Raw genomic sequence first — 22,782 nt, forward strand, 5'->3', positions numbered from 1 at the left:
TGGGCGTTCATGCGAGGCTTGACGAGTGGGCTTCCCGACAAATGGCCAGTCACATCCGACATTTGGGTCTGGTGTTTCGGCTTGACCGCTGGCAGTCATACGGCATGACAAACGCGCAGCCCACATCGCCGCCACAGGGGCAGACATCGGATTGGCCACAGGTGGCCACTGCCGGTTTCGACGGTCTTGTCGTGCGGTTTGCCGACACCCTCAGCGAACCCGCCAACCGCGCGGCGCTGGCCTTTCGCGTCGCGGTCGAACGCGCAGGTTGGTCAGCGGTGCAGGAAACCTCGACCTCGCTGGTGTCCACCTATCTGCGGTTTGACCCGCTCGGCACCGCCCACGCCGAGATGATGCAGCAGGTCAAGACCCTGTTGGCGTCGCGCGACTGGTACGATGCCGCGCTGCCCGAGGGGCGCAAGCTGTGGCGCGTGCCGACCGTGTTCGGAACCGATCTGGCTCCGCAGCTGGCGGAGGCCGCAGAGCGTGCGGGGCTCACGGTCGAGGAAGCCGTACGACAGATCGCCGAAACACAGCTGCGGGTGCAAACCATCGGCTTTGCGCCCGGGCAGCCCTATCTGGGCGAATTGCCCCCGGCCTTTGATATCCCGCGCCAGACCGACCTGACACCGCAGGTGCCAGAGGGGGCGGTTGTGGTGGCGATCCGCCAGATCGTGCTGTTTTCCGTCACCACGCCGACGGGGTGGCGCCACATCGGTCAGACCCGGTTCCGGTTGTTTCGCCCGGATGCGCCCGAACCCTTCGTGCTCCGCCCCGGGGACGAGGTGCGGTTTGAGCCGATTTCGCCAGAGACATACGCAGCGCTTGAGCGTGACGGCCCTGATGGCGGCGCGACCTGCGAGGTGCTGTCATGACCCGCACGCTGACACTTCATCGCGCCGGGCCGGGGCTGAGCCTGCAGGACCTTGGACGCAGTGGCTACCTGGCCTTCGGGCTGTCTCGGGGCGGAGCGGCGGACAGGCTGGCAGTTTTCGAAGGGGCGGCATTGCTGGGACAAGCCCCGGATCTGGCCGCGATCGAGATGGCGGGCATGGGCGGCGTCTTTGAGGTGTCACAAGACACCCGCATTGCCCTGACCGGCGCCCCGATGCGCGCCGCGCTTGATGACGGGACATCCCTGCGCTGGAACGCCAGTCACTTGCTTCTTGCCGGGGCGCAGCTGACCATCGGCGCGGTGCAGGCCGGATCCTATGGCTACCTGCACCTCGGCGGCGGTATCGCGACAGAGTGCCGCCTTGGCGCGCGCAGCACCCATCTGGCCTCCGGTCTTGGTGCGCTATTGCAGGATGGCGACACCCTCCCGATCGGTCATGACACGGACGGTGTGGTCAACCTCGCACTTGAGCCGGAGCCGCGTCTGGAGGGCGGCACCCTGCGTATGGTGCCCAGCCTGCAGACGGATCTTTTTGGCGCGACAGAGCTGGCGCGGTTTCAGGATGTGACATTCACCCGCGACACCCGCGCCAATCGCATGGGGGTGCGGCTCGTGCCTGACGGAGACGGTTTTGCCCTCGACGGCGGTCTCAGCGTGCTGTCGGAGGTGATCGCTCCCGGTGATATTCAAGTCACCGGTGACGGAACGCCTTATGTCCTGATGAGCGAGTGTCAGACCACCGGCGGCTATCCACGCATCGGCTCCGTGCTGCCGTCGGATCTGCCGCGCGCGGCGCAGGCCCAGGCCGGTGCGCGCTTCAGCTTCACGCTTGTGTCGCTGGAGGAGGCGGTTGAGCTGGAACGCCGCGCGGCCGAGGATCTGAAACGCCTGCCTGCACGGCTGCACCCCTTGCTGCGCGACCCGGCCAGCATGCGCGACCTGTTGTCTTATCAACTGGTCAGTGGCGCGACAGCGGGCCGCGACCTCGACGATGCGCTCTGACAGCGAAGATGCGCACAGACACTGAAACTGCCAAGGAGGGCCATGCCCGATGACACTGACCGTCGATCTGAACGCCGACATGGGAGAGAGCTTCGGCCCCTGGGTGATGGGGCGCGATGCAGAGGTGCTCGATGTGGTCACCTCCGCCAATGTGGCCTGCGGTGTGCACGCCGGGGACTGGGATGTGATGGCTCAAACCATGGCGGCGGCAGCGGCGCGCGGCGTTGGCATTGGCGCGCATCCGGGCTTTCCCGACCTTCAGGGCTTTGGCCGCCGCAAGATGCATTTGCCACACGCTAGCCTGGCGCATCTGGTGCAATATCAGGTGGGCGCAGCGCAAGCGATGGCGCGGGCCGCGGGCACTGAGGTGCGGCACCTGAAACTGCATGGTGCGATGGCAAATATGGCATCGGCCGATCGGGACATGGCACTGGCGTGCTACGAGGCGGCGCTGGCGGTCGCGCCGGACATCATCATCATGGTGATGGCGGGCACTCAGCAGCAGGCCGCAGCCGAGGCGCTGGGCTGCAATGTGGCCTGCGAGATATTTGCGGATCGCGCCTATAATGCAGATGCCACCCTGGTTGACCGCTCGCAGCCCGGTGCGGTGATCCACGACGCGGATTTGGCAGGGCAGCGGATCACGCGGATGGTCAAGGATGGCGCGATTCACGCTGAGGACGGCAGCCGCATACCAGCGCGGATCGACACGATTTGCCTGCATGGCGACACGCCCGAGGCGCTGGACATTGCCCGAAGCGTGCGCAGCAAACTCGAAGAGGCAGGGATCACCTTGCGCAGCTTTGCCGGGGCACCGCTCTGACCCTTTGGGATCTCGCGATCCATTGTACAATTATGCAGCCGGCAAAGGTGCCGAGGCCTGCCGCCTTCCATCCGATAGCCAACCAACAGGATACCGGGTCAGACCAAGCGAATGAACCGCGTGGTCTGTGTGTTCAGGCCTCGCAGGCCGTGACCCAGGCGCGGGTTCTGGCCTCGGGGTCTTCGGCGCTCTGAATGTCGGTGGACACGGCGACGCAGTCAGCACCTGCTGCAAACACCGCGTGCAAGCGCTCGATCACCAGCCCGCCGGAGACGACAAGCGGCACATCGCCAAAGGTCTGTTTCCAGCGTTTCAGTTGTTCAAGCGGCTGATTTCCTTCGAATGCTCGCGAGAGCGCGCGTAGATCCAGCGCCACATAAGCCGGGGACCGCGTCAGGGCGTGCTTCAGTTCCGTGTCATCGCCGACGTCCACCCCATACCGTATCCCTGCGCGGTGAAGGGCGTCCGTATCAGCCTCCGCCAGATCCTGTTGCGTCAGATGTACAAAGTCACAGTTCAGATCGAGTGCTGCCTGCCAATGCCGGTGGATCACCAGCTGCGCGTCGTGAACCGCGCAGAAATCCCGTGCGCGGGCGATCTGGCGGCGAACTTCGGCCTCTGGTTGCCCCTCGATCCTCAGCTGCACCAGATCCGCACCCTGCGGCACCAGCAACTCCACCCGGCCCACATGCCCGACAATCAGATAGAGCCCTTCTATCCTGCGCTCTCCGCAAAGCCCGCTCTGGGCATTAAGGCCGCGGAAGTGCCGTGCCTGAACCGCGCGGGTCATGTCTCGGCCTCACTCGGTTCTGATGTCGCGTCCGCCACCGGCACATAAAGCGCGCCGCCCTCGCGGAACTTCGCCGCCATTGCCTCGAACCCCTCTTTCTGGGCCTCGGCGCGGATGTCATGGCTGATCCGCATGGAGCAGAACTTCGGCCCGCACATCGAACAGAAATGCGCCACCTTATGCGCCTCTTTCGGCAGGGTCTCATCGTGGAAGCTCTGTGCGGTCTCCGGGTCCAGCGACAGGTTGAACTGATCCTCCCAGCGGAACTCGAACCGGGCGCGTGAGAGCGCATCATCGCGCCGCTGCGCGCCGGGCAGCCCCTTGGCGAGATCGGCAGCATGGGCGGCGATCTTATAGGTGATGACGCCGGTTTTCACGTCGTCGCGGTCCGGCAGGCCCAGATGTTCCTTGGGCGTCACGTAACACAGCATCGCGCAGCCAAACCAGCCGATCATCGCCGCGCCAATCCCAGACGTGATGTGGTCGTAGCCCGGCGCAATATCCGTCGTGAGCGGCCCCAGCGTGTAAAACGGCGCCTCGTGGCAGCACTCCAGCTGCTTGTCCATGTTCTCCTTGATCTTGTGCATGGCCACATGGCCCGGCCCTTCGATCATCACCTGGCAATCCTTGGCCCAGGCGATCTTGGTCAGCTCGCCAAGCGTTTCCAGTTCGGCAAATTGCGCTTCGTCATTGGCATCGGCAATCGAGCCGGGACGCAGCCCATCGCCCAATGAAAACGAGACATCATAGCGGCGGCAGATATCGCAGATCTCCTCGAAATGCTCGTACAGGAAGCTCTCCTTGTGATGATGCAGGCACCATTTGGCCATGATCGACCCACCGCGCGACACGATCCCGGTGACGCGTTCCACGGTCATCGGCACCATATGCAGCCGCACGCCCGCGTGGATGGTGAAATAGTCGACTCCCTGTTCCGCCTGTTCGATCAGCGTGTCGCGGAACACCTCCCAGGTCAGATCTTCGGCAATGCCATTGACCTTCTCCAGCGCCTGATAGATCGGCACGGTGCCGATGGGCACGGGGCTGTTACGGATGATCCATTCGCGGGTGTTGTGAATATTGCGGCCCGTGGACAGGTCCATCACCGTGTCCGCGCCCCAGCGGATCGCCCAGACCAGCTTGTCCACCTCTTCCTCCATCGAGGAGGTCACGGCGGAGGTGCCCATATTGGCGTTGATCTTTACCTTGAAATTGCGGCCGATGATCATCGGCTCCAGCTCCGGGTGGTTGATATTGGCGGGGATGATGGCGCGTCCTGCGGCGATCTCTGCACGCACGAATTCCGGCGTCACATAGTCTGGGATATTGGCCCCGAAATCCTCCCCATCGCGGCTGCCATGGCAGGGCGACAGCTCACGCAGCTGGTTCTCGCGGATGGCGATATACTCCATCTCCGGCGTGATAAGACCGGCGCGGGCATAGGCCAGCTGCGTCGGGGCGGCATCGCCCTTGCCCCGCAGGGGCGCGGTCCGCACCGGGAACTCCGGCACCAGCCGATCACCTGCGACAAAGCCGTTGTCCGCAGGGGTAACATCGCGGCCCTGATAGTCTTCCACGTCGCCCCGGGCCTTGATCCACGCGGCGCGCACCGGCGCGAGACCATTGCGAATATCGGTGAGGATTTCGGGGTCCGTATAGGCCCCGGAACTGTCATAGACCGGCAGCGGCGCCTCGCCTGCGGTCGGGTGGGTGGCAATTTCGCGCATCGGCACGCGGATGTCTGCATGCATCTCGCCTGCCACATAGATCTTGCGCGACGCAGGCAATGCGCCCGTCGTGACCTTTGGGGTGATCTTGGGGTTGGGGACGTTCATCTTGGTGCTCCTCGAGTCCATTCTCAAAAAGACACCAATTGAGCCGGGCCGGAGGAAAACGGGGCAGGGGGTACAGATCCCGCCGTGTCAGAGCAGAGGCTCCCACCTGTACCGGGCGGGGCGCGACTGTCCTAGCTTCCTACGCCAGTATCAACTGGGTCAGGTTCTAAGGGTCGCGTCACCGGGATTTCTCCCTGTCTGCCTCTCAGTCCCCTCGGCGGGACTCCCCTGCGTAGCCCTAGGGGTAGGGGAGGGCACAGCGTGTCGTCAAGGAGTTTCTCTCTGCCGGGGTGGCATCCATCACAGGCGCACCTATCGCGCAAAACGTGCTTTCACCAAAGCTGAGCGGCGGAAAACTGTGCTGAAATTCAAATGCCTGCGCGCTTGCGACTCATTTCATATATTATCTATAAAATAAAAATTCATCCACGGCGTGTGCCGTTCCACCTATTCCAGCGAGGTTTTCCATGCTCGATACGCCCCCTATCCGTACCAACTGGACCCGGGAAGAGGCAGAGGAGATCTACGCCCAGCCCTTCATGGATCTGCTGTTTCAGGCCCAGAGCCTGCACCGGCAGATGTTTGATCCCAACGCGGTGCAGAAATCGCGCCTGCTGTCGATCAAGACCGGTGGCTGCGCCGAGGATTGCGCCTATTGCTCGCAATCCGCCCGCAATGGCGCGCAGCTGCCAGCTTCAAAACTGATCGAGGTGCAGCGGGTGATTGCCGAGGCCAGGAAGGCCCGCGATGCCGGCGCCACCCGCTACTGCATGGGCGCGGCCTGGCGCGGGCCCAAGGCCCGCGACATGGCGCAGCTGGAGGCGATGATCGAAGGCGTCAAGGCGCTGGGGATGGAGACCTGCATGACCCTGGGCATGCTGGAACAGGATCAGGTACTGCGCTTGCGGGATGCGGGTCTGGACTACTACAATCACAACATCGACACTTCGGAACGCTACTACCCAGAGGTCATCACCACCCGCAGCTTTGCCGACCGCATCGACACGTTGGCCCGGGTGCGCGAGGCCGGGATCAACGTCTGCTCCGGTGGCATCCTCGGCATGGGCGAAGAACACGGCGACCGGATCGACATGCTGCTGAGCCTTGCGACCCTGCCGGAACATCCCCAATCGGTGCCGATCAACATGCTGATTCCGATGGCGGATACGCCACTGGCAGACACACCCCCGCTCGATCCGATCGAATTTGTCCGCACCATTGCGCTGGCCCGCATCCTGATGCCCCGCGCGCATGTGCGGCTCTCGGCCGGGCGCACCGAGATGAGCGATGAGCTGCAGGCGATGTGTATCTTTGCCGGGGCCAACTCGATCTTCATGGGCGATACGCTCCTGACTGCCGACAACCCCGAGGAAGACGCGGACGAGGCGCTGTTTGACCGGCTGGGTTTGCGCGCGATGGCGGCGGGCAGTCACGGCACGCGTTAGGGGGGCTGTGATGGGCGGCTGCGACATCAGCCCCGCCCCACGGCCACTGGCGGGGCGGGCGTTTCCGCGCTATCCTGCGTGTCGCGCAGACGATATGCAAAGGACGATCCCATGCAGCTTGCCTATGTAATGACCGCCGAACGCGGCGCCACCGACCGCCTGCTGACCGCACTTGCGGAACGGCTGGCGGAAAAGGGCATCCGCACCGCCGGCATCGTGCAAACCAACACCGAATGCTACGACAACAAACTCTGTGACATGGATGTGCGTGTCCTGCCGGAGGGCGAGACCATCCGCATTTCGCAATCTCTGGGCGAGGGCGCCCGTGGCTGCCGTCTCAACCCGGACGCGCTGGAGCGGGCTGTCGGCCTTGTGACGGCGGCGCTTGACAGCACGCCTGCGCCGCAGGTTCTGATCGTCAATAAATTCGGCAAGCATGAGGCGGACGGGCGTGGCATGCGCCCCATCATCGGCGAAGCGCTGGCCATGGGGCTGCCCGTCGTCTCCGGCGTCAACCGGATGAATGTCGCAGCCTTTGAAGGCTTTGCCGAAGGCACGGCAACAGAGGCGGAACCGGACCTCGACGCGCTGGTCGCCTGGGTCGAGGCGGCAGTGTCGGAACCCGCCTGAAGGGCCCAGCTTATGAACCCGCCTGTCAGGGGGATTGCCTTCATCTTTTTATAAATATCTCGGGGTCCGGGGCAGCGCCCCGGCGACCGCCCCGCCGCGAAAAAAAACAGGGGCCGCGGGCGGGCAACGCACCGCCTGTAGGGCGCGCGAATATCATCTGTGCTGATCGAGAATTGGGGCCGAATGTACAAACGGCGAGCCACCATTCATCCTCGCAACACATTGATATCATGTTTGAAAGAGGAGAAATGGTGGGCGACCCTGGAATCGAACCAGGCGTGCGTCTCCGCGAGGGAGTTACAGTCCCCTGCCACACCTTGCGGCCTGTCGCCCACTGTTAGAAGCATGTTGCACCTAACGTGGAGGCGTGATTACTAGCGCACCAAACGGGCGTCAACCGGAAAAGCGCAACTTTTTTCCGCCGCCTCGAAATTTGTTTTCCGGAGCAAGCCATGAACAAGAAACCCAGCAAGAAACCCGCATGGGTGGTGGACAAGGAAAAGGCCAAGAAAGCCGCCTCGGCAGAAACTGTCTGGCTGTTTGGTCTGCACGCGGTGCGCGACGCACTGCTGAACCCAAAACGTGAAAAGCTGCAGCTTGTGGTGACCCTGAACGCCCAGAACAAGCTGGAAGAGGCCATCGCCGCCTCCGGCATCACACCCGAAGTGGTCGAGCCGCGCAAATTCTCGGTGCCGATCGATCCCGGCTCGGTGCATCAGGGCGCAGCACTGGAAGTGAAGCCTCTGAACTGGGGCGGGCTTGAGGACAATTGCATCGGCGCTGAAATCCCCCGGGTGCTGCTCCTGGACCGGGTGACCGATCCCCATAACGTCGGCGCCATCTTGCGCTCGGCCGAAGTGCTGGGCGCCTCGGCGGTGATCGGCACCCGCCATCATTCCGCACCGGAGACCGGCGCGCTGGCCAAAACAGCCTCGGGCGCGTTGGAACGCCAGCCCTACCTGCGCATGCGCAACCTCTCCGACAGTATCGTCGCGCTGCAGCAAATGGGCTATCTGGTGCTGGGCCTCGATGGTGAGGCCGAGGAAACCATCGAAGACGCGGTTGCCGGCCGCACCTCCGACCCGATCGCCCTGGTGCTGGGCGCCGAGGGGCCGGGCCTGCGTCAAAAGACCAAGGAAACGGTCGACAAGCTGGTCAAGATCGACGCAGCTGGCGGTTTTGGCTCGCTCAATGTTTCAAATGCGGCGGCGCTCTCCCTATATGCCTCCCTGAAGGGATAAACCCAAAGGAGAACCGGCATCGCACATAAAAGCATCCCCGGCGGAAAGATCGTCAGCTGTTGCTATTGCGGCGTGCAGTCGGCCTTTGTGCCGGACAAAACCTTGCACGCGCTGGTCTGCGGCACCTGTGGCGCGCCGCTCTCCGCCCAGAAGCAACGTCCACTGGCCGATCATAAGGGCGCCAAGCTGCCAAAGGTCGCCAAACCGCATAAGGCCAAGTCATCCAAAAAGTCGAAATCCGGCGATTGGACGGTGATGGCGGCAGAGCTGGCGACCGCCAAGCTGATGAAAAAGCGAAAGAAGAAGAAAAAGAAATCGTCGTGGAAAAAGGTCTTTGATGTGATCGAGGACATCTTTGACTGACGCATTCAAAATGGTCTGTGACCTCCGGGCTGCACTTGTGCTCAACTCTCGTCACGAGATGTTCAATTTCCCGTTTCGCACCTTTTCTGCTCGCGCCGGTGCGGGCATTCTGCCGCTGAACGGTATCTGGACGGAGATCTGACTTGCTGCACCTGCGCCTGAAACACGCCCTCACCGGGTTCGGTTTTGCGATCTTTGTTGGGACGGCCTTGACCCTTTCTCCCGCGTCGCGGGCGCAGGCGGATACGATCTATATCTCGATGCAGGACGGCATCGCCATCGGCGGGTATGATCCTGTCTCGTTTCACACAGCGGATCAGCCGAAAAAGGGAGCGCAGGATCACGCGCTTATGTGGAAAGGTGCGGTCTGGCTGTTTCACACCGCGCATAACCAATCCCGGTTCGAGGCCAACCCACGCGCCTATGCGCCGAAGTTCGGCGGGCACTGCGCCTATGGTATCGCGCGCGGTCGGGTCTTCGACGGCAATCCGATGACATGGGAAATTGTCGATGGGCATCTGTATCTCTTTCACACGCCGCGGGTCGAAGCGTTGTGGATGGCGGAGCGGACCCACATGATCCAGACCGCACATCAGGCCTGGCCGGACGTGTTGGATACGGATTAGAGGTCTGCAGGCGTCCTGAATCGTATAATCTGCAGTCATCAAGCCTGTGTCATATTCACAAAATTGAGATTGCCTCTTTTATTTCGGCTCAACAGCACCAGTTTTAATGACAGACTGCGGCCTTGGAACCGTCGCAGATCTTTTTCACTGTCCCTCGTTCCACACCTCGCGCCCGAAGATTCTTCGGGCGCTTTTTTCATGCAGCTTCAGCAGGGTCGGGCTTCGGGCTTGCATAGGGCGCGCGGCTTGCGCACAGTCAGCCCATGTATACCGATGCACGTCTCAAGGACATTCTGACCCGCACCAAGGTGATTGCCGTGGTCGGCGTGTCTCTCAATCCGGTCCGCCCCAGCTACTACGTGGCGCGCTACCTGTCGCTCAAGGGCTATCGTGTGATCCCGGTGAACCCAGGTCACGCGGGCAAGATGCTGTTTGGCGAGACCGTTCAGGCCTCGCTGTCGGACATCGAAGGGGAGGTCGACATGGTCGATATTTTCCGCCGCCCCGAGGCGGTGCCTGCCATCGTGGAGGAGGCCTTGACGGTGTTTGCGGACCTGCAGACCATCTGGATGCAGATCGGCGTGGAGCATGCCGAGGCGGCAGCCCAGGCAGAGGCGCGGGGGGTGACGGTGATCCAGAACCGCTGCCCCAAGATTGAATACCAGCGCCTGTTCGGCGAGCTACGCCAGGGCGGCTTTGCCACCGGTATCATTTCCTCCAAACTCTGAAGTCTCGCGCAGAGCAGTGGGCAGTACCGCCGCAGTGCCGACGCATCGGCATCAAGGTGGGGCTCCCGCCCGTCGGGCGCGCATGAGACATGCGCTGCGCCGGTTGGGCCGGGCGCCTTGCCTGACGGCAAGGCGCGGGGTCTGTGCCGCAGGTGTGAGCGCGCGCTGGCAGGTCACCGGGTCGTTTGCAGAGGGGGAGGAAGGTGCTGGGGAGGCGCTTCAGGGGCAGGTCTGCCCTGAAGCGCCTGTGCAATTCTACTGGGCAAAAGCCCGCCTCAAGGGTGAACCGCGCGTGCCGCGCGGCCGCTTCAGCGGCCCTTGACCCGGGATTGTGCCCGGGACGGTATGTATCGAGGTGCGGGGTCGCGGCTCAGGTTTTGGGGCGGGCTGCCTTCTCGGCGACGCCGCTCAGGCCCTGCCGGTCGGCCAGCACCTGCAGCACGTCGTCCAGTGCCACATCGCGCGCCGCCAGCATCACCAGGAAATGATAGAGCACATCTGCGCCCTCAGACGCGAGCCCTGCCTTGTCGTCCTTCACCGCCTCTATGATGGCCTCGATGGCTTCCTCGCCGAATTTCTCCGCACATTTCTCCGGCCCTTTGGACAGGAGTTTTGCGGTCCAGCTGGTGTCTGGATCGCTGCCCTTGCGCGACAGAATGGTCTGTTCGAGGTCATGCAGCAGGGTCATTGAAGCCTCATCGGGATGCCATTGGCGATCATGTGTTGCTTGGCTTCCTGCACAGTATATTCGCCAAAGTGGAAGATCGACGCGGCCAGCACCGCGCTGGCGCCCCCTTTGGTCACACCGTCAACGAGGTGATCCAGATTGCCGACACCGCCGGAGGCGATCACTGGCACATCCACCGCATCGGAAATCGCGCGCGTCATCTCGAGGTTGAAACCCGATTTGGTGCCGTCGCGATCCATTGAGGTCAGCAGGATCTCGCCCGCGCCCTTGGCGGTCACAAGACGGGCAAACTCCACCGCGTCGATGCCGGTTTCGCGGCGTCCGCCATGGGTGAAGATCTCCCATTTGCCGGGGGCGACCGATTTGGCGTCGATGGCGCAGACGATGCACTGGCTGCCGAACTGGTCGGCGGCCTCGCGGATCACATCCGGGTTGGCGACGGCGGCAGAGTTGAACGACACCTTGTCGGCACCCGCCAACAGCAGCGCGCGCACGTCGTCCTTGGTTCGCACCCCGCCCCCCACCGTCAGCGGCACAAAGCATTGTTCGGCGGTGCGGCGCACCATGTCGAACATGGTGCCGCGGTTTTCATGGGTGGCGTGGATGTCGAGAAAGCAGATCTCGTCAGCGCCGGCGGCATCATAGGCGCGCGCAGCCTCCACCGGATCACCGGCATCGCGCAGGCCGACAAAGTTCACGCCCTTGACCACACGGCCATCGGCGACATCGAGACAGGGAATGAGACGGGTCTTCAGCATGCGGGTCTTATGGACCGGAACGGGCAGCGGGAAAAGAGGGCAATGCGGCGTGTAGGGCTGGTCCTTGCCGATTTTGGCGATTGACGGCCTTGTGGCTGGTGTGTGCCGGCAGGGCGAGGCAAGATCTGTGCCGATCTGAACCATACTCGTGAAGCAGGAGATTTCGATGAAAACCATTTTGACCGCCGCCGCGCTCTGCGTGATGACGGCGCTGCCGGCTCTGGCAGGCCTTGTTAAGGTTGAGAGCCGCCATTCGGTCGATGCGACGATCAATGCCTTGGAGACCGCTTTGGATGAGGCCGGTGCAACAGTGTTTGCCCGTGTGGATCACGCCAAGGGCGCGTCTGACATCGGTGCAGAGCTGCCCGACTCGCAGATCCTGATTTTCGGCAATCCGAAGATCGGCACCCCGGCGATGCAGGCTGACATGCGTGCGGGCCTGTTCCTGCCGCTCAAGGCGCTGGCCTATGAGGATGCGGAGGGCAAGGTCTGGCTCACCTATGAGGATCCGGTGATGATGTTCAAGGGTCTGGATATCAAACCGAGCGCTGAGTTCATCGCGGTGATGACCGGCGCGCTGCAGAAACTCTCCACCGCTGCGACGCAATAGAGCAGTGAGGGCAGTGCCCATCGTGCCCGATGACACAGGGTTCGATGGGTGCCGCGATTTACGGGGCTGACGGCGTCTCTATCCGTTGCTTGGAGAGGCCGTGGTCCGGGTCCCCGCGCGTGCGATCCGGCGCATGGCATCGCGCACGATCAGGATATGAAACGGCATGACCACCATCAGGTAGACCCGCCCGATCCAATTGTTGCGATGCACCCATGTGGCCATGTGGATGCGCCCATCCTCGCGCCGCACGCAAATGCGGAAATTCAGGTGGCTGTCGTCGGTGCCAAGGATCAGCTCCTGCGCGTCCTCATGGGTGATAGGAAAGATCGCCCCTTCACCCGTGTTGCTGACATCGGTCTTCAACCCGAGGGGCCGCACGATACGATTGCGCAGGGCAAGCAGGGTGCCAGCCCATTTGGGCATGCTCAGGCCAATATCGGCGGCGTCTCGCGCTGACAGGCTGCTCTGCACAGCGTAGCCATCGATAAAGTCTTCAGGCTGCACGCTCTGCCACAGGGCGGAGGCACGGGGCAGGGGGCGCATTTCGATTTTTGACATAAGGTTGGTCTCCTCTGGTTGCAGCGTCTCAGCTAAATGCGCCGCAAGCCAGAGGGCGTGATGCCGCAGATCACGTGTTGAAGAGCAGAGGCGCCCCGGCGCAGACGCCAAGGGCAACAGCTTTTCAACACGTGATCGCGGGGCCGATTGTGGTGGCAGGGGGGGGATCAGCCCTTCATAACCGCCAGCGCCTCGGCAAGATCAATCGCGCCGTCGTAAAGCGCGCGACCGGAGATGGCACCGTTCAGCGGTGCACCACAGGACTTGAGCGCGCGCAGATCGTCGAGCGATGACACCCCGCCCGAGGCGATCACCGGGATCGAGACCGCATTGGCCAGCGCTGCCGTTGCATCGATGTTGGGGCCTTTCATCGCCCCGTCCCGCATGATGTCGGTGTAGATGATGGCTGCAACGCCTGCATCCTCAAAGGACCGTGCCAGATCGGTGACCTCAACGTCGGTTTCCTCCGCCCAGCCTTTGGTCGCGACCTTGCCATTGCGGGCATCTATGCCGACCGCAACCTTGCCGGGGAAGGCGCGCGCCGCCTCGCGGACCAGATCCGGGTTTTCCACCGCAACGGTGCCTAGGATCACCCGCGCCAGCCCCTTGTCCAGCCAACGCTCGATGGTGGCCATGTCGCGGATGCCGCCGCCCAGCTGTGCGGGCACCTGTGTCTGTTTCAGGATTTCTTCGACCGGCGCGGCGTTGACGGGTTCGCCCGCAAAGGCGCCGTTCAGATCGACCAGATGCAGCCATTCACAGCCTGCCGCCACGAACTCCAGCGCCTGCGCGGCGGGATTGTCGTTGAACACGGTGGTCTTGTCCATGTCACCGTGCAGAAGCCGCACGGCCTGGCCGTCCTTGAGGTCGATTGCAGGGTAGAGGATCATCGGCTGCGCCCTTTTGGTCATGCTTGAATGCGTCGGCTGCCCTTTTGCCCAAGCTCACGGTGAATTGCAACGCGCCTGCGTGGGTCGGGCGTGCGACCGCACCCGGATAGGGCGACCCAAGGTCAGTCTTGCCTGCATGCGGCGCTGTCGGTCAGACTTCTGCCAGAATAGGGAGGACACAACCATGAAACAGATGATTGCAACCCTTGCGGTTTCACTTGGCCTGGCCGGTGCCGCGCTTGCCGCTGATCCGGCGGAGGGGACGTGGAAGACCCAGCCGGATGATGGATCCTACGCGCATGTGGCAATAGCCCCCTGCGGCAGCGCTGTCTGCGGCACGATTGCGCGGACGTTCAATGACAGCGGCGAGTATAAATCACCCAATCTCGGCAAGACGCTGGTGATCGACATGGTGCCCCAGGGCGGCGGCGCTTACGAAGGGCAGGTCTGGCGGCCGTCCAACAACAAGATCTACATCGGCAAGATGGATCTGAACGGCGACAGCCTGCGCCTGCGAGGCTGCGTCGCGGGCGGGTTGATCTGCTCCAAGCAGACCTGGACACGGGTGAAGTAAGACCCCTAAGGTGGCGCGTTCAGAACAGCCCCATCTGCACCGGGATCGGCACGAAGCCCCGCTTCACCTGCCGGTCCCGCGTATTCTCGAAGAGATCCTGCGCCTCATTCAGGGAGCTGCAATAGTTGCGCCGCTCCTGCCCGCCGGGCTGACCGATCGGACCTGAGGCCTGCACCACACACCAGTCGCCGAATAGCGTCTGTGTCAGGCTCAGCACCAGATAGCGGTGCTGCCCGTCCCGGTGGCTGAATTTTTCAAAGCGCAAGTACAACGTAAAACGGGCCTGACCGTTGAAGGTGGTCAGGCCCGTATGCCTTGTTGCTATGCCTATGTCCATTGCTCACGTGGCTGTCGGGGACCGAGGATGCAGGACGGATGCGGGGGCGATCAAACGGCGCCGGTATACTCGCCGCGCGCCGGGTAGTTGTTGGCGATGGCAAAATCCAGTGCCGACACCAGTTCGGAGAAATGAGGCCGGACAAACGGCATCGTCTGAACCGAGCCATAGTAGAGCGTTTGTTCCGGTGACACCATGAACAGGCCCGGCTCGGAGAACAGGGCGGGCTCTTCCAGGCCGATGGAGGTCATGCCACGCGAAGTGGAGATATAGAGCCCCCAGTCCTTGGCCACATTCAGCGGTAGATCATAGGCAAAGCGCAGGTTTTTGGCCTCGATCTTTTCCGCCATCAGGCGGGTGCGTTCTTCGCCGTCAGAGCTGATGGCGATGCAGTTGACACCACGCTCGGCAAAATCGGCCGCGCGCTTTTCGAACTCTTTCAGGTAATTGGCGCAGATCGGGCAGTGCAGGCCGCGATAAAAGCAGATGACGGTGCCGCGCTCTGAGGTTTCGGTCGAGAGGTCGAAGTGACCGCCGCCCAACAGGGGCAGGGACAGGGCAGGGGTCTTCTGGCGGGGGATCAACATGAGGCAGTCCTGTGTGTAAGTGAGGTGATGGAGGCCGTCGAAAGGCTGAAACCTATATCGCAGAAGTTGAGGCTTGATAATTCCGAAAAACCTGACACAGTTGCCGAAGTCTTGCCAAATAGTCTTGTAGAGGATGCCATGGATCGGCTTTCCAGCCTCATCTCTCGATTTCGTATGCGGGTGAATATCGCCTCTCCGTCTGAGGCGAATCTCCTGGTGCTGGCATCACCCGAAGGGGCGGCGGAGACGGTGCTGTTCTGCGCACAGGCACCGTTGCTCCCGCCGCGGGACGGTGTGTGCCTCGCGCTGCGTGTGGAATGGGCCGGGTCACATAATCCGCTGATTTCCGCGCTTCCCGCCCGGGTGGAGGTCAGATTGGCGCAGACTCCGCAGCTCGCCGCGCTTCTGACGTTGATGCGTCAGGAAGTTGAGTGCCACAGATGCGGCGCAGAATCCGTGTTGAGCAGTCTTGGTCAGGCGTTCATGGTGCGTCTGCTGCGCCATCTGATCGAGGCGGGCACGGCGGAGCCTGGGCTTTTGGCCGGGCTGTCGGACCTGCGCCTCGCGCGGGCCATTGTGTCGATGCACGACCATCCGGGGCGCTTGTGGACGACACAGGATCTGGCAACCGAAGCCGGGCTGTCAGTGTCCCGATTTTCCGAATTGTTCGCGGCCCAGGTCGGAGAAACCCCGATGGGGTATCTGCGCCGCTGGCGGTTGACCCTCGCCCGGCAGGATTTGATCCGCGGTGATCGGGTGGAGGCGGTGGCGAGGCGCTACGCCTATGAATCGCCCGAAGGGTTCACACGCGCTTTTCGCAAGGCCTACGGCGTCGCACCAGTCTCCCTCAGGCATAGCGCCGCCTGAGGGAGGGATGCGTTTGGCCCTCCTGCGTCGTGTTTTGCAAAACAGGGGCTGGCGTGTGGCGGTCCACGTCTGTGTGTGACGTGATGGCCAAACGCCGCGCGCCCGCCCCTCGATGGGGCGGGCGCGCGGGCCTGCCGGTGGCGCGCATGCGGCCAGGGGCCCCATGCGCGCGCCGCCCTTACGGGCGGCAGGCGTCCAGATCAGAGCGGGGTGTCAGGGGGTCCAGGTGAGGAAGTTGCCGATCATCCTGAGGCCCACATGCTGGCTCTTCTCCGGGTGAAACTGCATGCCGAGCATGGTGTCGCGCCCGATCACCGCTGTGACATCGCCGGCGTAATCCACATGCGCCAAACGTTCAGCGGGATTGGCGACGCGGAAATGATAGCTGTGCACGAAATAACAGTGATCGCCCGTGGAAACGCCATCAAACACCGGGTGGGGGTGGTCGATCACCAGATCGTTCCAGCCCATATGCGGCACTTTCAGGCGCGCGTCTTCAGGCGTGATCTTAACCACGTCGCCGCCGACCCAGCCCAGGCCCGGCGTCTCGGAATATTCGTGACCCGTCGTGGCCATCAACTGCATGCCGACACAGATCCCGAGGAAGGGGCGGCCCTTCACCTCTACGGCTTCGACCATCGCGTCATAAATGCCTTTGTGGCCGCGCAGCTCCGTTGCGCAGGCGGGAAAGGCACCGTCGCCCGGCAGCACCAGCCGGTCGGCGCGCGCCACCACGTCGGCATCGGACGTCACCACCACCTCGCCGGCGCCGACCTCGGCCGCCATGCGCTGAAACGCTTTTTCGGCGGAGTGCAGGTTACCGGATTCATAGTCGATGATGGCGGTCAGCATAGGAAGACGTCCTCATTGTCATGCGCCCCTGAAGTGGCGGGAAACCGCGCGAGGGTCAAGAGGCGCAGGGGATCACGTGGTGCCCGATGTTCCCAGCGCATTCAACAAGCCGAGTATCTGGTCAAACAGCCCGTCTTCCAGCGGCCCCCCCGGCGCGCCGAATTCGCCCGCCAGGCTCAGCATGGTGAAGCCGTGGATCAGCGACCAGACCTGCAGCTCGATCACCCGGGCAGTGGTGCCCTCGGGGACAAAGGGCGCGCAGACCTCACGCAGGATCTGATAGGCGTCTGCGTCTTCGCGCGCGCCACCGGGCACCAGCCCCGCCAGCCCCCGGTCGCCAAAGATCACCCGCAGGATGCCGCCATGATCGACGCCAAACTGCAGATATCCCCGGCAAATCGACTTGAGTTGCCCGCGCGCGCTTTGGTCACCCTGCGCGCGCGCCTCGCGCATGTAGTTGGAAAAGATCCGAAACCCTTCAGCCGCAATCGCCGCCTTCAGCCCCGCAAGCCCGTCGAAATGATGCGCCGGAGCGGCATGGGAGACACCGGCCCGCGCGGCGCATTTGCGCAAGGTCAGCGCCTCTATCCCGCCCTCTTCCAAGAGGTCGATCCCGGCGCGCACCAAGGTGTTGCGCAGGTTTTTCGGCTGGGCGTGGGAGGAGGGGGGTGAGGCCGTCATGAAGGCAGGATCGATGAGGAGCTTGACGGTGTCAAGTTTGATCTCTACTTTACAGTGTCAAGTTGACCGTAGAGGAGTCAAAGCATGACACGTCACTTCTGGACCGGGCGCCGCCTCGCATGGGGGCTTGGCACACTCTGGGTGCTGTCTGTTCTGATTGCGCTGGGGTCGCTGCGGTTCCTCGTGGCGGAGATTTCACTGGTGATGCCGGCGATGGTGCATCACCTGCTGGCGCATCCGGTGGTGCTGTACCTGCATATCGGGCTGGCGCCAGTGGCTTTGGGGCTGTTGCCGGTGCAGTTTTCGCACCGATTGCGTGGCAGACGTCCGGGCCTGCACCGATGGGGTGGTCGGCTCTATGCACTGTGCGTTCTGATGTCCGGGCTTGCCAGCCTGTGGCTGGCGTATACCACTGCCGAAGGCGTGGTGGCGGGGCTTGGTTTTGCGCTGCTGGCGGTGGTCTGGCTGGCAACTACGGCGATGGCGGTGATCGCCGCCCTGCAACGGAGGTTTGCCCGGCACAGGGCCTGGATGATCCGCTCTGCGGCCCTGACGCTGGCAGCGGTGACATTGCGGCTTTATCTGCCCATCGGCATGACGACTGTGGGGTTTGAGGCCAGTTACCCTGTGATCGCATGGATCTGCTGGGTGCCAAATCTATTGGCGGCAGAGTGGCTGCTGCGCCGTGAGGCGCACGACGCCGTGCCTGCGGGGTGAACGGTACACCAACGCAAGTAGTCAGAACGAAAAGGCCCGGGCTGTGCCGGGCCTTCGCATCAGAAAACACACTGTGAGCGCTCAGAGCGCGCCTTTGGTGGAGGGAACCGCATCTGCCTTGCGCGGGTCGACCTCAACCGCGGTGCGAAGCGCACGGGCCACGGCCTTGAATGCGGCCTCGGCGATGTGGTGGCTGTTCACCCCGTGGATCTGGTCGATGTGCAGCGTGATGCCGCCATGAGTCGCAAGCGCCTGAAAGAACTCGCGCACCAGTTCGGTGTCGAAATTACCGATCTTCTGGGTCGGCAGCTCCACATTCCACACGAGGAAGGGGCGGGCTGAGAGATCCAGCGCGGCGCGCACCTGTGCGTCATCCATCGGCAAGTGGCACTCGCCGTAGCGGTTGATACCTTTTTTGTCGCCAAGCGCCTGCACCAGCGCCTGACCCAGCGCGATGCCGGTATCCTCGACGGTGTGGTGATCGTCGATATGGTAGTCGCCCTTGGCGCGGATGGTCATGTCGATCAGCGAGTGGCGCGACAGCTGGTCCAGCATGTGGTCAAAAAAGCCAACGCCGGTCTGATTGTCATATGTGCCGCTGCCGTCGAGGTTGACGGAAACGGAGATCTCCGTCTCGGCGGTGGAGCGGGAAACCTGGGCTGTGCGCATGGTGAAATCCTCAATCTGTTGCCATGGCTTATAGGGGGTGCGGTGGTGAGGGCTCAAGAGCTGTTGCAGTAAATGCTTGGCCAGCGAGGCTGGGTTTGCCGGGATTGCCCTTTGCCGCGCTGCGTGCGAGGTTGCCGGGCAACCAGACCTGACAGAAGCTGAGGCGAGATATGTCCACCTGCGTCTTTATCCAGATCCGCTGCAAACCCGGCACCACCTATAAGGTGGCCGAGGATATTGCGCTGCATGAGATCCACTCGGAGCTTTATTCCACCAGCGGGGAATATGACCTGCTGATGAAGCTCTACATCCCCTCGGGCGAGGATGTGGGCAAATATATCAATGACCACCTGTTGCAGATCCCCAATATCGAGCGGTCGCTGACGACGATGACGTTCAAGGTCTTCTGAGGGTTTCCAAAAGGAGCGCCTTGCGGCGCGCAGCTTGCGCTTTTCCTTGTGGGAAAAGCCCGATGCGAGGCGCTGCCTCGCGCTCCGAGATATTTTTGAAAAGATGAAAAGGCGCCCCGATTTCTGGAGCGCCTTTTGTTTTGGGTCAGCTGTCCAGGAGGCCTTCGGATCTTAAGGTTTCATAGGCGGTGTCGACGCCAGCCTTGGTGCGTTTGAGCATCTCGTCGACCTGCGCCTTGGTGATGATCAGCGGCGGGCAGAAGGCCAGCGCGTTTCCAGCCACAGCGCGCAGGATCAGGCCTGCGTCCTGGCAGGCTTTGACTGCCAAAGCACCGCCTTTGCCGCCGGCAATTGTTGCGCCGGTGGTCTTGTTGGAGACCAGTTCGAGCGCCGCGATCAGGCCTTTGCCGCGCACCTCACCCACCAGCGGGTGATCGGTGAAGATCTCGCGCAGCTGCTCTTGCATATAGGCGCCCACTTCGGCGGCGTGGTCAAAGATCTTGTCGCGTTCGTAGATTTCCAGCGTTTTCAGCGCGGCGGCACAGGCGGCGGGGTGGCCGGAGTAGGTATAGCCGTGGCCAAAGACGCCGACCTCATTGGTCTGATCCACCATCGCCTTATACATCCAGCCAGGAATGACGGAGGCGGAGATCGGGAAATAGGCCGAGGACAGCTGTTTGGCGAAGGTCATCAGGTCCGGTTTGATCCCCATGGTGGTGCAGCCGAAATCCGCGCCTGTGCGACCAAAGCCACAGATGACCTCATCCGCCCAGATCAGGATGTCATGTTTGCGCAGGAGCGCCTGCAGCCCCTCGTAGTAGCCTTCGGGGGGGACGATCACGCCGGAGGCTCCGGTGATCGGCTCCACGATCATCGCGGCGATGGTGTCGGGGTCTTCGGCGAGGATCTGGTCTTCGAGGTTTTGCAGGATGCGTTCGACAAACTGCGCCTCGGTCTCATTGCCCTGACGGCCGGTGTAGTAATGCGGCGCATCGGCGCGCAGGATCGACAGTGCCTCAAGGGGGGCGTCGAAATGGGCGAGGTTGGCGGGCAGGGAGGTCAGCGAGCCCGCCGCCACCGTCACGCCATGGTAGCCGCGCTCGCGGGTGATGATCTTGCGCTTCTCCGGCTTGCCGATGGCGTTGAAGTAATAGCGCAGCATCTTGTAGTGGCTGTCATTGGCATCCGAGCCGGAGTTGCCAAAGAAGAAATAGGCGTCCTCCACCGGCACCATCGCCTTGAGCGTCTCGGCCAGCTGCATCACCGGCGCGTGGGTCTTGCCGCCGAATGTGTGCTGGAAGGGCAGGCGGTTCAGCTGGTCGGTGATCGCCTCCACCACCTCGGTGTTGGAATAGCCCAGCGAGGTACACCACAGGCCCGCGAGACCTTCGATGTATTCCTTGCCGGTGTCGTCATAGACGTAGATCCCCTCACCATGGGTGATGCAGAGCTGCTCCGTCGCGGTGAAATTCGTCGTCGGGTAGATCACGCTCGCCATCTGGCCAATCCTTTGCTGTCACAGGTTGGGACAAGGATTGGCGCGCATTTGAGAGTCAGTCAAAGGATTTTGATCAAAAATCACAAGCGCCTGTTCTGAAAAGCGAAAAGCCGCATCTGATGATGCGGCCTTTTCGGTTCCAAATGGAGCGGGCGAGGCGATTCGAACGCCCGACCCTAACCTTGGCAAGGTTATGCTCTACCCCTGAGCTACGCCCGCGCTGCCATTTGGTGAGCCGGGGTTTAGGCAATCCCGCCAAAGGCTGCAAGCGGAAAATTTGCGCATCACAGCAAAAACTTCTGTGTGTCGTCAGGGGCGGAGGATGCGGAATGAGGCGCCAGAAAAGCGAAAGGCCACATCCGAAGATGTGGCCTTTTCGATTTCAAATGGAGCGGGCGAGGCGATTCGAACGCCCGACCCTAACCTTGGCAAGGTTATGCTCTACCCCTGAGCTACGCCCGCGCTACCATTCGGTGAGCCGTGATTTAGGCAATCCTGCCGTAGGCTGCAAGGGAAAAATGCGAATTGGGTGAATTTGTTGGCAAGGCTCTGCATCTTGGCGCTGAGCGCAGGATGCCGCCAGACGACAAAAGCGAAAGGCCGCATCCGAAGATGCGGCCTTTTCGGTTCCGAATGGAGCGGGCGAGGCGATTCGAACGCCCGACCCTAACCTTGGCAAGGTTATGCTCTACCCCTGAGCTACGCCCGCTTACCTATTCGGTGAGCGGGATTTAAGAAATCTCGGCAGGGGCTGCAAGCAGAAAATGCGAGGCGGGGCTATTTCGCCGTCTCCCGTCTTTAAGGGCCGGGATTTTGGCTGCAGCAAAAAGGTTCCATGCAGATTTGCAGGGGCGCGCGCGAGTGGCGGGATTATGCAGAGGGGAGGCTGGGAAAACGGCAGTTTTTTACCGGCTTTATGGTCGCTCGCACGCAGTTGGGGCACAGAGGTTGTGGTGACATTCATGGAGCCCATGTTCTCCACACAGCGAAAGGCTGCAATAAATGGAGACAACATCATGAAGCGCATCATCCTCGCATCTACCCTGTCGATCTCGGCCTCCGCAGCGGTGGCTGGCAATCTGGACGAGCCGGTTGTCGAGCCTGCACCAGCCGCCCCGGCCCCTGTGGTCACGGCTGCGCCGGACACCGATTGGACCGGCTTTTACGGCGGTCTGCAATACGGACAGGGCGAAGCGGACCTGTCGCAGGGCGGCGCCTCTGCATCCGAAGATTTTGACGCCCTTGGTATTCACGGCGGCTATAACCATGACTTCGGCCGCTATGTGGTCGGCGGTGAGCTGATGTATGACGACATCAGCGGCGACAATGGCGGCGACGGCGATATGACCTCGCTGCGTGCCCGCGCCGGCATGGATCTCGGACGGTTCATGCCATATGTGACCGCAGGCGTGTCGCATCTGTCGCTCGCCTCGGGCGGTGCCGATATTTCCGAGAACGCGTTCACCTATGGTGTGGGTGCGGAATACCTCGTCAGCGAGCGGTTCAGCGTCGGTCTTGAGTACACCAAGAGCGACTTCAGCGATATTCCGGCGGGCGAACTCGACACCGACAAGGTGCAGTTGCGCGCCTCCTACCGGTTCTAATCGACCGCAGCACCGATCCGGTGTGGGTCGGTGTGCGTAGCGGCATAAAAGAAGAGGGGCGGTCTCTGACCGCCCCTCTTTGCATTCTGGATCCGTGTTTG

At 62.4% G+C, this 22,782-nt stretch carries 28 protein-coding genes and 4 tRNA genes; 16 read left to right on the plus strand and 16 right to left on the minus strand.

The features are described from left to right. Positions 1-104: 104 nt before the first annotated feature. The 3 genes from R1T40_RS01955 to R1T40_RS01965 are packed head-to-tail and all read left to right on the plus strand — an operon-like array spanning position 105 to position 2,720. On the plus strand, positions 105-875 hold the full coding sequence (locus R1T40_RS01955) for a 5-oxoprolinase subunit B family protein (RefSeq protein ID WP_317385687.1): 771 nt from the start codon (positions 105-107) through the stop codon (positions 873-875). Next, entirely contained in the window at positions 872-1,897 is a 1,026-nt protein-coding gene (locus R1T40_RS01960) for a 5-oxoprolinase subunit C family protein (RefSeq protein WP_317385688.1), read from the plus strand. Before R1T40_RS01955 ends, R1T40_RS01960 begins: the two co-directional genes overlap by 4 nt. A 49-nt stretch (positions 1,898-1,946) precedes the next feature. After that, on the plus strand, positions 1,947-2,720 hold the full coding sequence (locus tag R1T40_RS01965) for a LamB/YcsF family protein (RefSeq protein ID WP_317385689.1): 774 nt from the start codon (positions 1,947-1,949) through the stop codon (positions 2,718-2,720). A 133-nt stretch (positions 2,721-2,853) separates the two neighbouring features. On the opposite strand, the gene R1T40_RS01970 is transcribed toward R1T40_RS01965, so the two are convergent. Both R1T40_RS01970 and thiC read right to left on the minus strand, forming a co-directional pair. Further along, positions 2,854-3,438 (minus strand): thiamine phosphate synthase, encoded by a 585-nt coding sequence (locus tag R1T40_RS01970; RefSeq protein ID WP_317386926.1) that lies wholly within the window; start codon positions 3,436-3,438, stop codon positions 2,854-2,856. Between the two features lie 68 nt (positions 3,439-3,506). Beyond that, a complete protein-coding gene (gene thiC / locus R1T40_RS01975; protein WP_317385690.1) occupies positions 3,507-5,345 on the minus strand; it encodes a phosphomethylpyrimidine synthase ThiC in 1,839 nt (612 codons plus the stop codon). 467 nt (positions 5,346-5,812) lie between these two features. On the opposite strand from thiC, the gene bioB reads away from it, so the two are divergent. Both bioB and R1T40_RS01985 read left to right on the plus strand, forming a co-directional pair. Continuing rightward, positions 5,813-6,790, plus strand: coding sequence for a biotin synthase BioB (gene bioB / locus R1T40_RS01980; RefSeq protein WP_317385691.1), 978 nt, complete (start codon positions 5,813-5,815; stop codon positions 6,788-6,790). 111 nt (positions 6,791-6,901) lie between these two features. Further along, a complete protein-coding gene (locus R1T40_RS01985; protein WP_106163228.1) occupies positions 6,902-7,420 on the plus strand; it encodes a DUF2478 domain-containing protein in 519 nt (172 codons plus the stop codon). Positions 7,421-7,669: 249 nt separating this feature from the next. On the opposite strand, the gene R1T40_RS01990 is transcribed toward R1T40_RS01985, so the two are convergent. After that, positions 7,670-7,753 (minus strand) — tRNA-Tyr (locus tag R1T40_RS01990). Positions 7,754-7,872: 119 nt separating this feature from the next. On the opposite strand from R1T40_RS01990, the gene rlmB reads away from it, so the two are divergent. The 5 genes from rlmB (at position 7,873) to R1T40_RS02015 (ending at position 10,378) form a co-directional block, all read left to right on the plus strand. After that, complete coding sequence (rlmB, locus tag R1T40_RS01995) at positions 7,873-8,661, plus strand: 23S rRNA (guanosine(2251)-2'-O)-methyltransferase RlmB (RefSeq protein WP_106163229.1); 789 nt, start codon at positions 7,873-7,875, stop codon at positions 8,659-8,661. Positions 8,662-8,748: 87 nt separating this feature from the next. Then, positions 8,749-9,024, plus strand: a complete 276-nt coding sequence (locus tag R1T40_RS02000; RefSeq protein WP_317385692.1) for a hypothetical protein — start codon at positions 8,749-8,751, stop codon at positions 9,022-9,024. Next, complete coding sequence (locus R1T40_RS02005; protein ID WP_317385693.1) at positions 9,017-9,166, plus strand: hypothetical protein; 150 nt, start codon at positions 9,017-9,019, stop codon at positions 9,164-9,166. The genes R1T40_RS02000 and R1T40_RS02005 overlap by 8 nt, the downstream gene beginning before the upstream one ends. A gap of 1 nt (position 9,167) precedes the next feature. Beyond that, positions 9,168-9,650 (plus strand): YHS domain-containing (seleno)protein, encoded by a 483-nt coding sequence (locus R1T40_RS02010; RefSeq protein ID WP_317385694.1) that lies wholly within the window; start codon positions 9,168-9,170, stop codon positions 9,648-9,650. Positions 9,651-9,913: 263 nt separating this feature from the next. Continuing rightward, positions 9,914-10,378, plus strand: coding sequence for a CoA-binding protein (locus R1T40_RS02015; protein WP_317385695.1), 465 nt, complete (start codon positions 9,914-9,916; stop codon positions 10,376-10,378). A 370-nt stretch (positions 10,379-10,748) separates the two neighbouring features. Here R1T40_RS02015 and R1T40_RS02020 read toward each other — a convergent pair whose 3' ends face one another. Beyond that, positions 10,749-11,066 carry a phosphoribosyl-ATP diphosphatase gene (locus R1T40_RS02020; RefSeq protein ID WP_106163233.1) on the minus strand — a complete coding sequence of 106 codons (318 nt, stop codon included), beginning with the start codon at positions 11,064-11,066 and terminating at the stop codon, positions 10,749-10,751. Further along, positions 11,063-11,824, minus strand: a complete 762-nt coding sequence (hisF, locus tag R1T40_RS02025; protein ID WP_106163468.1) for an imidazole glycerol phosphate synthase subunit HisF — start codon at positions 11,822-11,824, stop codon at positions 11,063-11,065. The genes R1T40_RS02020 and hisF overlap by 4 nt, the downstream gene beginning before the upstream one ends. Before the next feature lie 166 nt (positions 11,825-11,990). Between hisF and R1T40_RS02030 the strand changes: the two genes are divergently transcribed. Continuing rightward, entirely contained in the window at positions 11,991-12,434 is a 444-nt protein-coding gene (locus tag R1T40_RS02030; protein ID WP_317385696.1) for a DUF302 domain-containing protein, read from the plus strand. 78 nt (positions 12,435-12,512) lie between these two features. On the opposite strand, the gene R1T40_RS02035 is transcribed toward R1T40_RS02030, so the two are convergent. Further along, positions 12,513-12,995: a DUF2867 domain-containing protein gene (locus R1T40_RS02035; RefSeq protein WP_317385697.1), complete on the minus strand. Its 483-nt coding sequence runs from the start codon at positions 12,993-12,995 to the stop codon at positions 12,513-12,515. Between the two features lie 167 nt (positions 12,996-13,162). Continuing rightward, positions 13,163-13,885, minus strand: a complete 723-nt coding sequence (hisA, locus tag R1T40_RS02040; protein WP_317386927.1) for a 1-(5-phosphoribosyl)-5-[(5-phosphoribosylamino)methylideneamino]imidazole-4-carboxamide isomerase — start codon at positions 13,883-13,885, stop codon at positions 13,163-13,165. A 184-nt stretch (positions 13,886-14,069) separates the two neighbouring features. Between hisA and R1T40_RS02045 the strand changes: the two genes are divergently transcribed. Beyond that, positions 14,070-14,459: a DUF2147 domain-containing protein gene (locus tag R1T40_RS02045; protein ID WP_106163237.1), complete on the plus strand. Its 390-nt coding sequence runs from the start codon at positions 14,070-14,072 to the stop codon at positions 14,457-14,459. 19 nt (positions 14,460-14,478) lie between these two features. Here the strand turns inward: R1T40_RS02045 and R1T40_RS02050 are convergent, their stop codons facing one another. After that, entirely contained in the window at positions 14,479-14,796 is a 318-nt protein-coding gene (locus R1T40_RS02050) for a WGR domain-containing protein (RefSeq protein ID WP_317385698.1), read from the minus strand. A gap of 50 nt (positions 14,797-14,846) precedes the next feature. Beyond that, the gene (locus tag R1T40_RS02055; protein WP_106163238.1) at positions 14,847-15,383 is read right to left on the minus strand and encodes a peroxiredoxin-like family protein; all 537 of its coding nucleotides are present in this window, start codon (positions 15,381-15,383) and stop codon (positions 14,847-14,849) included. 138 nt (positions 15,384-15,521) lie between these two features. On the opposite strand from R1T40_RS02055, the gene R1T40_RS02060 reads away from it, so the two are divergent. Continuing rightward, a complete protein-coding gene (locus R1T40_RS02060; RefSeq protein ID WP_317385699.1) occupies positions 15,522-16,250 on the plus strand; it encodes a helix-turn-helix transcriptional regulator in 729 nt (242 codons plus the stop codon). Between the two features lie 213 nt (positions 16,251-16,463). Here R1T40_RS02060 and hisH read toward each other — a convergent pair whose 3' ends face one another. Continuing rightward, the gene (gene hisH / locus R1T40_RS02065; protein ID WP_317385700.1) at positions 16,464-17,102 is read right to left on the minus strand and encodes an imidazole glycerol phosphate synthase subunit HisH; all 639 of its coding nucleotides are present in this window, start codon (positions 17,100-17,102) and stop codon (positions 16,464-16,466) included. A gap of 72 nt (positions 17,103-17,174) precedes the next feature. Next, the gene (locus R1T40_RS02070) at positions 17,175-17,783 is read right to left on the minus strand and encodes a TetR/AcrR family transcriptional regulator (protein WP_317385701.1); all 609 of its coding nucleotides are present in this window, start codon (positions 17,781-17,783) and stop codon (positions 17,175-17,177) included. Positions 17,784-17,867: 84 nt separating this feature from the next. Here R1T40_RS02070 and R1T40_RS02075 point away from each other — a divergent pair, with 84 nt between their 5' ends. Next, positions 17,868-18,500, plus strand: coding sequence for a DUF2306 domain-containing protein (locus R1T40_RS02075; RefSeq protein ID WP_317385702.1), 633 nt, complete (start codon positions 17,868-17,870; stop codon positions 18,498-18,500). Between the two features lie 81 nt (positions 18,501-18,581). Here the strand turns inward: R1T40_RS02075 and hisB are convergent, their stop codons facing one another. Beyond that, positions 18,582-19,169, minus strand: a complete 588-nt coding sequence (hisB, locus tag R1T40_RS02080; protein ID WP_317385703.1) for an imidazoleglycerol-phosphate dehydratase HisB — start codon at positions 19,167-19,169, stop codon at positions 18,582-18,584. 170 nt (positions 19,170-19,339) lie between these two features. On the opposite strand from hisB, the gene R1T40_RS02085 reads away from it, so the two are divergent. Then, on the plus strand, positions 19,340-19,579 hold the full coding sequence (locus R1T40_RS02085; RefSeq protein ID WP_005652398.1) for an Lrp/AsnC family transcriptional regulator: 240 nt from the start codon (positions 19,340-19,342) through the stop codon (positions 19,577-19,579). 145 nt (positions 19,580-19,724) lie between these two features. Here the strand turns inward: R1T40_RS02085 and R1T40_RS02090 are convergent, their stop codons facing one another. The 4 genes from R1T40_RS02090 to R1T40_RS02105 form a co-directional block, all read right to left on the minus strand. Beyond that, complete coding sequence (locus tag R1T40_RS02090; protein ID WP_317385704.1) at positions 19,725-21,077, minus strand: aminotransferase; 1,353 nt, start codon at positions 21,075-21,077, stop codon at positions 19,725-19,727. 144 nt (positions 21,078-21,221) lie between these two features. Beyond that, a tRNA-Gly gene (locus R1T40_RS02095) sits at positions 21,222-21,296 on the minus strand. 168 nt (positions 21,297-21,464) lie between these two features. Continuing rightward, positions 21,465-21,539, minus strand: a tRNA-Gly gene (locus tag R1T40_RS02100). A gap of 172 nt (positions 21,540-21,711) precedes the next feature. After that, positions 21,712-21,786 (minus strand) — tRNA-Gly (locus tag R1T40_RS02105). Positions 21,787-22,093: 307 nt separating this feature from the next. On the opposite strand from R1T40_RS02105, the gene R1T40_RS02110 reads away from it, so the two are divergent. Beyond that, entirely contained in the window at positions 22,094-22,681 is a 588-nt protein-coding gene (locus R1T40_RS02110; protein ID WP_317385705.1) for an outer membrane protein, read from the plus strand. Positions 22,682-22,782: the final 101 nt, after the last annotated feature.

Origin of the sequence: Tritonibacter scottomollicae (assembly GCF_032924845.1) — a bacterium.
Lineage (GTDB): Bacteria > Pseudomonadota > Alphaproteobacteria > Rhodobacterales > Rhodobacteraceae > Epibacterium > Epibacterium scottomollicae.